Source organism: Bacillus sp. B1(2022) (assembly GCF_040259625.1).
GTDB classification, from domain to species: domain Bacteria; phylum Bacillota; class Bacilli; order Bacillales; family Bacillaceae; genus Bacillus; species Bacillus velezensis.
In genome coordinates this window covers 24,863-38,662 of record NZ_JANIFO010000006.1, presented here as the reverse complement: position 1 = coordinate 38,662, position 13,800 = coordinate 24,863, and the positions used below count along the sequence as shown (strand labels likewise).

13 protein-coding genes are annotated in these 13,800 nt (G+C 49.2%); 10 read left to right on the top strand and 3 right to left on the bottom strand.

What is annotated here, in order from left to right:
• Window positions 1-96: 96 nt before the first annotated feature.
• Window positions 97-969, bottom strand: a complete 873-nt coding sequence (locus NQS30_RS12145; RefSeq protein WP_025284216.1) for a LysR family transcriptional regulator — start codon at window positions 967-969, stop codon at window positions 97-99.
• Between the two features lie 91 nt (window positions 970-1,060).
• Here NQS30_RS12145 and NQS30_RS12140 point away from each other — a divergent pair, with 91 nt between their 5' ends.
• The 4 genes from NQS30_RS12140 to NQS30_RS12125 are packed head-to-tail and all read left to right on the top strand — an operon-like array spanning window position 1,061 to window position 3,805.
• Window positions 1,061-1,675, top strand: coding sequence for a non-oxidative hydroxyarylic acid decarboxylases subunit B (locus tag NQS30_RS12140; protein WP_094032062.1), 615 nt, complete (start codon window positions 1,061-1,063; stop codon window positions 1,673-1,675).
• 2 nt (window positions 1,676-1,677) lie between these two features.
• Complete coding sequence (gene bsdC, locus NQS30_RS12135) at window positions 1,678-3,099, top strand: phenolic acid decarboxylase BsdC (RefSeq protein ID WP_007410249.1); 1,422 nt, start codon at window positions 1,678-1,680, stop codon at window positions 3,097-3,099.
• 17 nt (window positions 3,100-3,116) lie between these two features.
• Window positions 3,117-3,344 carry a non-oxidative hydroxyarylic acid decarboxylases subunit D gene (locus tag NQS30_RS12130; RefSeq protein ID WP_007410250.1) on the top strand — a complete coding sequence of 76 codons (228 nt, stop codon included), beginning with the start codon at window positions 3,117-3,119 and terminating at the stop codon, window positions 3,342-3,344.
• The gene (locus NQS30_RS12125; protein ID WP_076425718.1) at window positions 3,344-3,805 is read left to right on the top strand and encodes a hypothetical protein; all 462 of its coding nucleotides are present in this window, start codon (window positions 3,344-3,346) and stop codon (window positions 3,803-3,805) included. Before NQS30_RS12130 ends, NQS30_RS12125 begins: the two co-directional genes overlap by 1 nt.
• Window positions 3,806-3,853: 48 nt before the next feature.
• Here the strand turns inward: NQS30_RS12125 and NQS30_RS12120 are convergent, their stop codons facing one another.
• Window positions 3,854-5,332 (bottom strand): peptide MFS transporter, encoded by a 1,479-nt coding sequence (locus tag NQS30_RS12120; RefSeq protein ID WP_012116786.1) that lies wholly within the window; start codon window positions 5,330-5,332, stop codon window positions 3,854-3,856.
• A gap of 278 nt (window positions 5,333-5,610) precedes the next feature.
• On the opposite strand from NQS30_RS12120, the gene NQS30_RS12115 reads away from it, so the two are divergent.
• Window positions 5,611-7,356 (top strand): right-handed parallel beta-helix repeat-containing protein, encoded by a 1,746-nt coding sequence (locus NQS30_RS12115; RefSeq protein WP_124692597.1) that lies wholly within the window; start codon window positions 5,611-5,613, stop codon window positions 7,354-7,356.
• Between the two features lie 91 nt (window positions 7,357-7,447).
• On the opposite strand, the gene NQS30_RS12110 is transcribed toward NQS30_RS12115, so the two are convergent.
• On the bottom strand, window positions 7,448-7,669 hold the full coding sequence (locus NQS30_RS12110) for a YczF family membrane protein (RefSeq protein WP_007410254.1): 222 nt from the start codon (window positions 7,667-7,669) through the stop codon (window positions 7,448-7,450).
• A 122-nt stretch (window positions 7,670-7,791) separates the two neighbouring features.
• Here NQS30_RS12110 and gerKA point away from each other — a divergent pair, with 122 nt between their 5' ends.
• The 5 genes from gerKA (at window position 7,792) to NQS30_RS12085 (ending at window position 13,788) form a co-directional block, all read left to right on the top strand.
• A complete protein-coding gene (gene gerKA, locus NQS30_RS12105) occupies window positions 7,792-9,432 on the top strand; it encodes a spore germination protein GerKA (protein ID WP_039252803.1) in 1,641 nt (546 codons plus the stop codon).
• Window positions 9,419-10,645: a Ger(x)C family spore germination protein gene (locus NQS30_RS12100; protein WP_218791484.1), complete on the top strand. Its 1,227-nt coding sequence runs from the start codon at window positions 9,419-9,421 to the stop codon at window positions 10,643-10,645. Before gerKA ends, NQS30_RS12100 begins: the two co-directional genes overlap by 14 nt.
• Window positions 10,646-10,669: 24 nt before the next feature.
• Window positions 10,670-11,788 carry an endospore germination permease GerKB gene (locus NQS30_RS12095; protein ID WP_014416891.1) on the top strand — a complete coding sequence of 373 codons (1,119 nt, stop codon included), beginning with the start codon at window positions 10,670-10,672 and terminating at the stop codon, window positions 11,786-11,788.
• 169 nt (window positions 11,789-11,957) lie between these two features.
• Window positions 11,958-13,283, top strand: coding sequence for an LLM class flavin-dependent oxidoreductase (locus NQS30_RS12090; RefSeq protein WP_029326230.1), 1,326 nt, complete (start codon window positions 11,958-11,960; stop codon window positions 13,281-13,283).
• A gap of 13 nt (window positions 13,284-13,296) precedes the next feature.
• Window positions 13,297-13,788, top strand: a complete 492-nt coding sequence (locus tag NQS30_RS12085) for a GNAT family N-acetyltransferase (RefSeq protein WP_003156352.1) — start codon at window positions 13,297-13,299, stop codon at window positions 13,786-13,788.
• Window positions 13,789-13,800 lie beyond the last annotated feature (12 nt).

The window sequence follows — 13,800 nt, the reverse complement described above, 5'->3', positions numbered from 1 at the left end:
ATTGAGAAAAAATAGCTCCCAATTGTAAAGGATAACTTTTTTTTAGTATGAGTCAAGTAATTGGTTTTCATAAGCGGGAATTCTTCGTGTTCCGGATCAAAATAATGCCAAAAACTGTCTGACCGGCTTCGGCAGATAGCTGTCTTTTCTCCAGATGACGGCCGGTGTCATGACAAACGGGTTGTCTTCGATGATAACCGTTTTGACATGCGAACGCATATGGACGGGAATCATCGTCAAAGGCAGAATTGTGGCGCCGAACCCTGATGATACGAGGCTCAAGAGCGTCGCGGAGTCATGGCATTCACAGACAACCTGAAGGTCGAGACCGTACTGTTCACAAACTTGGAGGACTTGGTCATACACACCTCTTCCATTGACGGTGCGCAAAAGGATCAAAGGCAAAGAGGCGATGTCATTCAGTTTAATCGTTTCACCGCACAGTCGTTTTGAATGCTCGGACAGCACCAATACACACGGAATGTCTTCAAGCTCCTTCGATTCAATGCCGTCGTTTTTAATCAAGGTGGTGGTGACGGCGGCGTCAATCTGCCGGGTTTCCAGCAGCTCGAGCAGTGAGACGGGCTCATCTTCCCAAATGTTAAAGGTGAGATGCGGAAACCGCTCTTTCATCTGTGACACTTTCTCAAGCATGAGCGCGGCGCAGTAAATGGTTGACCCGACGGCAAGTGTCCCGGCCACCTCCTCCTTCAGCTCTTGTACCTCGATAATGGCATCCTCAAACTTATGAAGAATCTCTTTCGCTCTTTTCAAAAAGACATTTCCTTCATATGTAAGGGTCATGTGTTTCTTTTTATTGCGGTCAAACAGAATGACGCCCAATTCTTCTTCGAGCTGTTTCAGCTGTCTGCTTAAAGGCGGCTGTGCCATATGAAGCTTTTTGGCGGCCGTCGTGATTTTTTGCTCTTGGGCAATGGTGATGAAATAACGCAATTGCCGGATATCCATGAGAACGCGCTCCTTTCTTTTATACCTTTAAGGTATGATACATAGATTTAACGAATATTTTTCATATGGATATATCAGGAGTATGATGGTTTTGACACCACATTTCAAGCGTAAAGGAGGGGTCGATATGAAGCTCGTCATCGGAATGACCGGGGCAACGGGAGCCATATTCGGGATCAGGCTTTTAGAATATTTAAAAGCCGCGGAAATCGAAACCCATCTTGTCGTGTCTCCTTGGGCAAATGTCACCATTACACATGAAACCGATTATACGTTAAAAGATGTCGAGAAACTCGCATCCTATACGTATTCTCACAAAGACCAGGCGGCGGCGATTTCAAGCGGCTCGTTTGAAACGGACGGGATGATCATCGCTCCGTGCAGCATGAAATCACTGGCAAGCATCCGCACCGGAATGGCTGACAATCTGCTGACAAGGGCGGCTGACGTCATCCTGAAGGAGCGGAAAAAACTTGTGCTGCTGACAAGAGAAACGCCGCTCAGCCAAATTCATTTAGAAAATATGCTAGCGCTTACAAAAATGGGTTCCGTCATTCTTCCGCCGATGCCGGCATTTTATAACAAGCCGGCTGACATGGATGAATTGATAGACCATATTGTGTTCCGGACGCTCGATCAGTTCGGCATCCGTCTGCCGGAAGCGAAACGGTGGTACGGAATTGAAAAACAAAAAGGAGGAATCTGATAATGGCCTATCAGGATTTTAGGGAATTTCTCGCCGCTCTTGAAAAAGAAGGGCAGCTCTTAACAGTCAACGAAGAGGTGAAACCGGAGCCGGATCTGGGTGCCGCCGCGCGTGCAGCCAGCAATCTCGGGGATAAAACCCCTGCGCTTTTATTTAACAATATTTACGGACATCACCATGCGCAGGTGGCTCTGAATGTCATCGGCTCGTGGCCGAATCACGCGATGATGCTCGGCATGCCGAAAGATACGCCTGTTAAAGAACAATTCTTTGAGTTCGCCAAACGGTACGATGCATTTCCGGTGCCGGTCAAACGGGAAGAAACCGCGCCGTTTCATGAAAATGAAATAACGGAAGATATCAATCTATTTGACATCCTTCCGCTATTCAGAATCAACCAGGGGGACGGCGGCTACTATTTGGATAAAGCGTGTGTCATTTCCCGCGATCTTGAAGATCCGGACAATTTCGGCAAGCAGAATGTCGGCATTTACAGAATGCAGGTAAAGGGAAAAGACCGCCTCGGCATTCAGCCCGTGCCTCAGCATGATATTGCGATTCATCTTCGCCAAGCTGAAGAACGCGGCGTGAATCTTCCCGTTACGATCGCGCTCGGCTGTGAGCCGGTGATTACGACAGCTGCGTCAACTCCGCTGTTATACGATCAATCCGAGTATGAAATGGCCGGCGCGATTCAAGGGGAGCCCTACAGAATCGTCAAATCTAAATTGTCTGATTTAGACATCCCTTGGGGCGCTGAAGTCGTTCTGGAAGGAGAGATCCTTGCGGGAGAACGGGAATACGAAGGACCTTTCGGTGAGTTCACGGGCCATTATTCAGGCGGCCGCAGCATGCCGGTGATCAAAATCAAACGGGTATATCATAGAAACAATCCGATTTTTGAACATTTATACTTAGGCATGCCGTGGACGGAGTGCGATTATATGATCGGCATTAATACGTGCGTGCCGCTTTACCAGCAGCTCAAGGAAGCTTATCCGAACGAAATTGTCGCCGTGAACGCGATGTATACGCACGGCCTGATCGCCATCATTTCAACGAAAACGCGCTACGGCGGATTTGCCAAGGCGGTCGGCATGCGCGCCCTGACCACGCCGCACGGACTCGGCTACTGCAAAATGGTCATTGTCGTGGATGAGGATGTCGATCCGTTTAACCTGCCGCAAGTCATGTGGGCGCTCTCAACGAAAATGCATCCGAAACACGATGCAGTCATCATTCCTGACCTGTCCGTCCTTCCGCTTGACCCGGGGTCTGATCCGGCAGGGATGACACACAAAATGATTCTTGACGCCACAACGCCCGCCGCGCCGGAAACAAGAGGCCATTATTCTCAGCCGCTTGATTCTCCGCTGACAACGAAAGAATGGGAACAAAAACTGATGGACTTAATGAATCAATAAGAAAGGATGAGGTTGCAATGAAAACATGCCCGCGCTGTGAATCGAAAAAAGGAGAAACCGTCAGCCAATCGCCGGTCAAAGGCGCCTGGGAAATTTACCAATGCCAAACCTGCTTTTTCACATGGAGATCCTGTGAACCGGAAAGCATCACGAATCCGGCGGCATTCAACCCGGCATTTAAAATTGATCCGAAAGAAACGGAGACGGCCGCACATGTTCCCGCTGTTCCGGAAAGAAAAGCGTAATGCTGACGGAGCACTTGCCGGAGACGCTTTACACGCTTTTAGACGGGACGGAGCTTGAAAAAAAGCAGCACGACGCATTTGTGCTCCAATCCGTGACAAAAGAAGGCCGTCCGCACGCGGCCATGATCAGCGCCGGTGAAATCGTGGCCGTGAGCAGAACAAATCTCCGGCTCGCCTTATGGAAAAACACGACGACCGTAAGAAGCCTTCTGCATTCGGGACAAGCTCTTTTCATCGCCTGGCACGGAGGAGCCGCATATTACGTCACATTGGAATGTGAGGCGCTTCCGCCGCTGAAAGAGGCGAAACACGAGCGGGAACGGTTCAGCTGCCGCGTGATCACCGTCAAGGAAGATCGGGCGAAATACGCGGATCTGACATCCGGACCGGCCATCCAGCTCCACGAACCGGAAGATGTCTTGAAGAGATGGAGAGAAACACTTGAGGAGTTAAAACGATAGACGCATCAAAAAAGCCTGCGGACGATTCCGCAGGCTTTTCTTTATCTGTTATTGTACGCCTTTCATCGCCCGTTTAATGACGGGAGACAGAAGAATCAAAATAATACCGAGAATGATCGAAACAAGACCGATTGAGCCGAAGTAGGCCGCTTCAGAAATCTTATCAAACAAACCGACTACTTTTGCGTTCAGGGCTTGACCGCAGGCGTTTGTTAAAAACCACATGCTCATCGTCTGCGCTGAGAAAGCGGCAGGCGCAAGTTTTGTTGTGACGGATAAACCGACCGGTGAAAGGCAAAGCTCACCAAGCACAACCAAAAGGAAGCTGAGCACAAGCCAAAGCGGGCTCACAAGCTCGCCGCTCCCGCCCATAACCGGAAGCACCATGACTAAAAATGATAATCCGGCAAGGATAATGCCGATCGCGAATTTAATCGGTGTTGAAGGCTGGCGTTTGCCGAGCTTCATCCAGATCCAGGCGAACACCGGCGCGAAAATAACGATGAATAATGGGTTCAGAGACTGGAACCATGAAGACTCAAGATGCATGCCCGCAAAGGAAAGTCTCGTGCGCTGATCCGCATATAAAGCAAGAATCGTCGCGCCCTGCTCCTGAATCGCCCAGAACATTGCCGCTGCAACAAACAGCGGAACATAAGCCGCAAGCCGTGATTTTTCCGTTTTCGTCGCTTTTTTGCTCGTGAACATCACGATAAAGTAAATAACCGGAATGACAATGCCGAGGATACTGACGGTATCAATCACACGCTGGATCGTCAGCCAGCCGGTTTGAATCAGAACGATGATAACGGCTGCTGCGATGACCACTCCGATTCCCGTGCCGATCACTGATGATTTAGAAATCGGATTCGGTACATTGGAGCCTGCTTTGCCGAGGTATTTCTTTCTCGTAAGAGCGAAAACAATCAGTCCGAGGAACATACCGGCCGCGGCGCATCCGAAGCCTAAGTGGTAGTTGTACTTCTGTCCGAGTGTTCCGACAATTAGCGGCGCAAGCAATCCGCCGAGGTTGATCCCCATGTAAAAGATGCTGAAACCTGAGTCGCGGCGCTCGTCTTCCTTCGTATATAAATCTCCGACAACGCTGGATACGTTTGGTTTAAGCAGGCCGGTTCCGATAATGATCAGAGCCATGCTGGTAAAAAACGCCGCCGTGCTGCCAGGGAAGGCAAGAGCGATGTGCCCGAACATAATTAAAATTCCGCCGTAAAATACGGTGTTTGCCGTGCCGAATACCCGGTCGGCCAGCCATCCGCCGATGACGCTCGACATGTATACGAGAGACCCGTATATGGACATGATGGCAACTGCGGTCGTTTTATCAAAGCCGAGACCGCCATGAGCGACTTCCGTGTATAAATAGTAAAGCAATATGGCTCTCATACCATAGTAGGAGAAACGCTCCCAAAATTCGGTGAAAAACAGTGTGAACAAGCCGCGGGGATGACCGAAAAAGCCTCGTTGCGGCACAGTTTCTGTTATAGAGTCCTTATCAATAGATGCCACCTGAGCCAACCCTTTCTTAAAAAAGTGTATTACAAAAATCATATTCTTATATAATACTTGTGTCAATATAATTTATACTGAATTCAAAAAATTCCAGAATGAAAAGATATTAAAACGTTGAATATAGACGAATTTTCCTAATTCCAATGACTTATTTTGTTATATTATCTGACTAAACTATCTTTATAAACTTTTTTAATAAAATTTAAAGTATGTACAGGCGGAGCGGGATATGGCGGAATAAGATGACAATAAGAGAGGAAGGAGGAGATTATCACTTGCCGAATCGTATATTGGATATTACGGATTGCGGTGTGGCGGCAGACGGAAAAACCGATGTGACGGGCGCTATCAACCAATGCTTGGCCAAGGCCGTCAGCGAAGGCTGTCATACGGTGTTTTTTCCGCCGGGAACCTATAAAATCAACGGCACGCTTGGCGGGGACAGCAGCCAGCCGTTTCGGAACGCCGGGATTAACGTGCCGAGCCATCTCACCATCGTTTTAGATCCGGAATGCACGATTAAAGTGGCGCCGAACAGCTCCTGGGGCTACTCGGCTTTCTATATAGGCAGGCGGGAAAATGTCACCATCACCGGCGGCCGGATCATCGGCGAACGGGATGAACACACGTATACCAATGTCCCTTTGCGTTCGACCCATGAATGGGGGTTTGGAATCTGTATTGAAGGCAGCAGCAATGTGCTGATCGAAAATGTGAAGATTTCGGATTTTACGGGAGACGGCATTATTGTCAGCCCGCTCGGGTTAAAAACAAACAGTGATTACGAAACTTCAGAACAGGTGACCATCCGCCGCTGTGAGATCAGGCAGTCAAGGCGAAACAACATTTCAATCACCGGCTGCAATACCGTTACGGTGGAAGAATGCGTGATTGAAGACGCCGGGCAAGGGAACGGAACGGCTCCGAAATTCGGAATCGATATTGAATCGTACGGAGAAGGCGATATTGATTATGAAGAAGCTCTTCATATTACGGTCCGCAACAACTTCTTTTCCGGAAACGCCGCAAGCTCAGTCACCAACTTTAACGGATATCATGTGTTAATTGAAGGAAATCATTCCGATAACACAATCAGCTACGGGTATGGGGCACATACCGTCATTTCGGGGAATGTCTTCTTTCGGTCAGACGGCGGCTCAAGGACCGCAGTCGCCGGACAAGGTGTGTCACAAGGACAGGACAGCAGCAATGCCGTCATTTCCAACAATCTGATTACCGGTTTTTCCACCGGAATAGATGTAAGGGGAAAAAGCGTCCTCGTCACCCATAACAAAATCAGTCAATTTGAAAATACGGGCATTTCCGTCTATCAGGCAGAAGATGTGACCGTTGACGGCAATGTCATTGAAAACGGACGTTCCGAAACGAGACGAAGCACGGGGATGCAGGCGACGCTGTCGGAAAACGCCGTCTTTATGAATAATACTCTGAATCAGGTAACGGACGGAATCAGCATGTCGGCCGGCAATATCACCGTAAAACAAAATGTGCTGAAATCGTTCAGCCGGGGCATATGGGTCACAGGCGGAAATGCCGTTATTGAAGGAAATACGCTGATTCCGAATGCGTATCAGGGCGCCGCGGAGTCCTATGCCGTATCTGTGACAAATGACGCCAGGGCTGTCATCAAGGGAAATCTCTTCAAAAGCTACAAAAACTATCCCATTTTCAGTTCAACATCCTCGGGAACCTCTGTCATCAGCAACCGCTTTGAATCATCACCGCTTATCGTTACCGTGTATCTGAATTCAGGCACGCATGAAGTCATAGACAATACGCTCACGATCAACCGAACGGCGGGCAGCCCGATCGGCATCTATCTGAACGGAACCTCCAATTCCCTCGTGTCGGGCAATACCATCAACAACCTTTCCGCCGCTTCTGCTTCCGCCATCCAAACCAATTCCTCCGCAAGTACTAAAATCATCGGCAACCGCATTATCAGAGGCGTCATTGTGAAACACGCGACAGATACGGACAGCGGAAATATCGTCATCTGAAAACGGTCCCGCCGGAAAAATAAAAAGAACACATGAACTCCGAAAGAAGGAGGGATGTGTTCTTTTTTGACACAATACAGCCGTGCGCCTGTCAGGCATCTTTTTTACCTGATTTATATAAAACGATCATTTCTCTGATTAAAAAGAGGGCGAATAAAAACAGCATCAGCCATTCTGAGAAGGTGGTCAATTTAAAAGCGGACAGGTTGTTTTGGACCGCTCCATAGAAACTGAAACCTTGCAGCATATCTATCGTTACTGAAATGATCAGACAGGCAGCCAGCAAAAAAAATGAAACCCCCAATATTTTCATGCGCATCACTCTCCCTTTTTATCCTTTTCGATTACGCAGAACTTATACAGACTTTCCGCCGTGCATAATCTTTTGCCGTACAGGAAGAATATGAAAAAAAACGAGGAAAGGTTTTTTGCGATATGCCGCCATTTTTTAAGCAGAAGAAACAAAAAAAAGCCGATCAAAACGACCGTGACAATGAAGGCAGAAAAGAAGCGGACAGCCAGCCGGACAAAGAGCGGGATGAGCCGATCTCCCTCAGCTTAAAGCAAAATATGAAGAAGCTGTCTGAGAGGTTCGGCAACAGTGCCGATGTCGTCATCCGCCGGCTTAAAATCGGAAAAGAAGAGCTTCCGGCCGCAATTGTGTATATCGCCGGTTTGGTAGACGAACAGCTCGTCAGCCAATCCCTTCTGGAGGATTTAATCGACATCCCGTCCGTTCAGCCGGAACAAGCGGTCTGCCTGATATACGATAAAACGCTTGCGATCGGCGGGGTGAAAGAGGCAGAAAAATGGAAAAGTCTTTATGCCGGGCTGGTGGCGGGCAGCACGCTCATTTTTGTCGACGGGGCTGACAAGGCGCTGATCGCCAGCACGGAAGGGGGAGAGCACCGGTCCATTCAAGAGCCGAGCACTCAGGTCTCTTTCCGCGGCCCGCGGCAGGGATTCACTGAATCTCTGCAAACCAATATTTCCATGATCCGCAGGTATGTAAAAACGCCTGATGTATGGGTTGAAAAAATGGAGATCGGACACGAAACGAATACGGATGTCGCGCTGATGTATATTAACGGAATTTGCGATAAAAAGCTGATTAAGGAAGTCCGCAAGCGGCTGAAGCACATTGACATCGACAGCATTCTGGAATCCGGCTACATTGAACAGCTCATTGAAGACGCGCCGTTTTCTGTGTTCCCCACCGTATATCATACGGAGCGGCCGGACGTTGTGGCGGGGAATCTGCTGGAAGGACGATTTGCGATTATCGTGGACGGAACGCCGTTCGTTCTCATCGCGCCGGCCTTATTTATTCAATTTTTTCAATCTGTTGAGGATTATTATTCACGATTTGATATCGCCACTAGCATCAGGGTGCTGCGGGTTTTGATTTTCTTCATTTCACTGGTGGCGCCGGGGATTTATGTGGCGGCGACGACCTTTCACCAGGAAATGATTCCGACGCAGCTGCTGATTGTCATCGCGGCTCAGCGGGAGACGGTGCCGTTCCCGGCCGTGATTGAAGCGCTGACGATGGAAGTGGCCTTTGAGATTCTCAGGGAGGCGGGTGTCCGGCTTCCGAGAGTTGTCGGCTCCGCTGTTTCCATAGTCGGAGCGCTTGTCATCGGCCAGGCCGCCGTACAGGCCGGCATTGTTTCCCCAGCCATGGTTATCGTCGTCGCCCTGACGGCGATTGCCAGCTTTGCGACCCCGGCTTTTGACATGGCGATATCTGCGCGGCTGATCCGGTTTCTCTTTATTCTGTCGGCGGCGGTCATGGGATTTTACGGGCTGATTCTGGGCATTATCATGATGTTTGTCCATCTGTGCGGCCTGCGTTCATTCGGATTTCCGTATATGTCCCCGCTCGCTCCTTTAACCCCGGGCGGGCTGAAGGATTCCCTTCTCCGAGCTCCGTTATGGGCGGATGAAAAAAGGCCGGGACTGCTCGTGCAGGAAAACAACAGGCGCCAAGGGGAACATCAAAGACCGAAACCGGAGACATCCAGAGGAATGGTTAATAAAGATGTAGAAGAGGGCGACGGTAATGAAAAGACGTAAATGGATGCTTATCCTTTGTATGATGGTTTCCCTTATGTTTGTATCCGGATGCTGGGATAAAAGGGAGCTGACCGATCTAGCGGTGATCTCCGCCATCGGTATTGACCGGACCGAAACGGGAAAATACGTCCTTCACTTGCAAATTATCAATCCGGGAAACGTGGCCGGCGGTCTGCAGGGCGGCGGAGCGGGAGACCGGCCTCCGGTTTCCGTCTATTCGGTGTCCGGAGACAATATGACGGAAGCTTTGAGAAAAGGCTCGATGAAAGTGTCCAGAAGGCTCTATTTTGCGCATACGAATCTCGTGGTGTTCAGTGAAAAACTGGCGAAAGAGGAAGGGCTCAGTTTTATTCTGGACAATCTTGACCGCGACACCGAATTCAGGACGACCGCAACCGTTGTGATCGCGCATAATTGCAAGGCTGAAGACATTATTAAAGTGCTGACGCCGATTGATAAAATCCCTTCCAATAAAGTGAACAAGACGCTCAGCTTCACGCAGGAACAATACGGCAGAGTCATTAAAACCAACCTTCAGGACGTTCTGATTGATCTCGCTTCTCCGACCGGGTCGCCGTTTATTCCGGGTTATGAAATGCACGGAGACGATAAAGCCGGTCCTACGATGGAAAATACGCAGACAACTGAACCGAAAGCAGTGCTGTCAGCGGACGGACTGGCGGTGTTCAAAAAGGATGGGAGGCTGGATTACTGGATTGAGGATGACGACAGTGTGGGGGCTGTATGGCTGCTCAATAGGATCAAGCATACGTTCATCAATGCGGATTGGAAGAATGTGAAGCATGCAATCAGTCTGCAGGTCACCCGCCAGAATACAAAGGTGACGGCCACTTTTCCGAACGGAAAACCGCATATTCACGTGCATGCTCAGGTCGAAGGGCTGGTGGACGCTGTCAGATACCCTTTCCATCTGTCTGATCCGCAAGTGCTGATGACGATGCAAAAGGCGCTCAGTGTGCAGCTTGAGAAAGATATCACCAAATCGATTGAAGATATAAAAGCCCATAAGAATGACTTCGTCGGCTTCGGAGACCTGATCTATCGGAAGCATCCGGACAAATGGAAAAAGTTCGAAGGGAAGTGGGATGAAGAATATTTCCCCAATCTCCCCGTAGATGTCAAAACGGAAGTCATTATCAGAAGAACGGGCTTGCGGAATAATCCTCTCTCAGACAAGCTTGAGCATGATTGATTTGAGGAGAAAGGAGCGAAGCGTATGGAAAATGCGAAAATCGGCACGCGTCAGCTGTTTATTATGATCATTTTGTTTGAATTGGGCAGTTCGTTATTGATCCCGCCGGGCACGATGGCCGGGCGGGATGCGTGGCTGTCCGTGCTTCTCGGGTGCGTTATCGGTCTCGGACTTTTCTACGTTTATCAGGCGCTGTATCAATTTTTTCCTGAGTCTTCTCCGAGAGATTACATGAACGAACTGATCGGCAGACATCTGAGCTGGGCGGTCTCCCTTCTTTATATTCTCTATTTTGCTTATATCGCCGCCCGCGTATTGCGGGATTTTGGCGAAATGCTTGTCACCTTCGCCTACCAGGACACGCCGCTTTTAATTGTGAATGCCATGCTGATGATCGCCGCAATATTTGCGGTCAGAAAGGGAATTGAAGTGATAGCGAGAGCCGGCGAGCTGCTGTTTGGCATTATGTATTTCCTGACAGCCGTCGGGCTGATCCTCATTATCAGCTCAGGCACGATAAACCTCAGATTTCTCCAGCCCGTTTTAGCGGAGGGTGCAGGAACGGTCATTTATTCCGTGTTTAAACAGACGATGTTCATCCCGTTCGGTGAATTAATCGTGTTTGTCATGATTTTCCCTTATTTAAAAGATCGGAAAAAGGTGAAGAAAACCGGATTTCTGGCGATTATCATCAGCGGGCTGTTTTTGGCAATGTCAGTGGCGATTAATATTTGTGTGCTGGACGTCAACTTAATGCTCCGCTCTCAATTTCCGCTGCTGAGCACCATACAGACAATTAAAGTGGAAGAGTTTTTAGACCGGCTGGATGTCTTTTTCATGCTCGTGCTCGTCATCGGCGGTTTTTTCAAAGTCAGCCTTTTTACATATGCGGTTGTCGTGGGCGTGTCCACGCTGTTTAAAGAAAAAAATCCGTCCCAGCTGGCCTTCCCGGTCGGATTAGGGGTGCTGATTCTCTCCATCAGCATCGCAAGCAATTTTTCGGAACACATGAATGAAGGCTTAAACATTGTGCCGATCTATATTCATCTTCCGTTTCAAGTGCTGTTCCCCGTTTTGCTGCTTATCATTGCCGTTATTAAGAAAAAGGTCAAAGGGACCGTCTATACAGTTTCGAAGAAATAACCCGGCCGGTGCGCCGGGTTTTTTAAAAAATCATGATTTTTGTCTTAATGCATTGACAAACTTGCCTGACAATTGTACATTTTGATTTATTCTTATAAAATTACTAGGAAATATAGGTTTAGTGGTGTTAATATGTTCCGAAACCGTATTTCAGAATAGAAGGAGATCCATCATGACAAAGAAAAAAGAAATCAAACTCGGTGTGTTTCTCGCGGGCACCGGCCATCATGTCGCTTCTTGGAGACATCCTCAGGCACCGGCGGACGCGAGCATGAATTTGGATTATTTCAAAGAACTGGCGAAAACAGCGGAGCGGGGGAAATTGGACATGCTGTTCTTGGCGGACAGTTTATCAATAGACGGCAAATCACATCCGAATGTGCTGACGCGCTTTGAGCCGTTTACGCTTCTGTCGGCGCTCGCTCAGGTCACATCCCGCATCGGTCTGACGGCGACCGCGTCTACCACATACAGCGAACCGTTCCATATCGCGAGACAATTTGCATCGCTTGACCATCTTTCCAACGGCCGCGCGGGCTGGAACGTCGTCACATCTTCGATTGAATCGACCGCGCTTAATTTCAGCGGCGAAAAGCATCTTGAGCACCATCTCAGATATCAGCGCGCGGAAGAATTCGTTGAAGTCGTCAAAGGATTATGGGATTCGTGGGAGGAAGACGCCTTTATCCGTGACAAAGAATCAGGAGCATTTTTCGATAAAGACAAAATGCATGAATTGAACCATAAAGGAACATATTTCTCCGTGAGAGGGCCGTTAAATGTCGCCCGCACACCTCAAGGGCGCCCGGTCATTATTCAGGCCGGATCATCAGGAGACGGAAAAGCGCTGGCCGCCAAAACGGCGGAGGTCATTTTCACCGCGCAAAATCATTTGGAGTCCGCGCAGGAATTCTATCAATCTATTAAAGAACAAGCGGCTTCTTTCGGCCGTGATCCTGAAAAAATCGCGATCATGCCGGGAATTTTTCCCGTTATCGCCGATACCGAAGAAGAAGCGCAGGCAAAATATGAAGAGCTCCAAGACCTCATCATTCCGTCTGTCGGCCTGAACATTCTGCAAAACTATCTGGGCGGCGTCGATCTTTCCGCCTGCCCGCTTGACGGCCCGCTGCCTGAATTGGATGCGGATGCGTCGAATGCCGTTAAAAGCCGCTTCAAGCTCGTTCAGGAGATGGCCAAACGCGATAACATGACCATCCGCGAGCTGTACAAATATGTGGCGGGTTCAAGAGGCCATCATATCTTTGTCGGAACGCCAGAACAGCTTGCCGATAAGATGGAAGAATGGGTCGGAAAACAAGCTTGTGACGGTTTCAACATCATGCCGCCGCTTTTGCCTGAAGGTCTCACTCTTTTTGTAGACAAAGTGATTCCGATTTTACAAGAACGGGGCGTGTTCAGAAAAGAGTATGAAGGAACGACGCTCAGAGAACATTTCGGACTGGAAAAACCGGCAAACCGATATGCCGACTAAAGGAGGGCTCATCATGTCAAGACAATACCGGCTCGCAACGGAGGCAGACGCTGATGAGCTGCTTTCACTGACACTGCGGGCGTATGAACCGATCCGCAAGCTCGGCATCAACTTTGCCGCTGCCACGGCGGATAAAGAACTCGTTTTGAATAACATACAAAAAAACGCCTGTTACGTTTTGGAGGAAGACGGCCGGATTCTGGCGACGATTTCTCTGCGGATGCCGTGGGGGCCGAATCCCGGGCCGTACGGTGTTCCACATATTTGGTGGTTTGCCGTCGATCCTGAAACCGGAAAAAAAGGGACGGGCTCAGACATGCTGGAGTGGCTGGAGAATACAGTGCTCCGCGACACATTAAAAGCGCCTTTCGTGTCACTGGGCACAGCGGACAAGCATCCGTGGCTGATCGGCATGTACGAGCGAAAAGGCTACGTCCGTGCAGGCGAAAAGGATCTAGGAAAAGGGCACATCACCATCTATTTAAAAAAACAATTGCAGGATTAACATATTAATAGG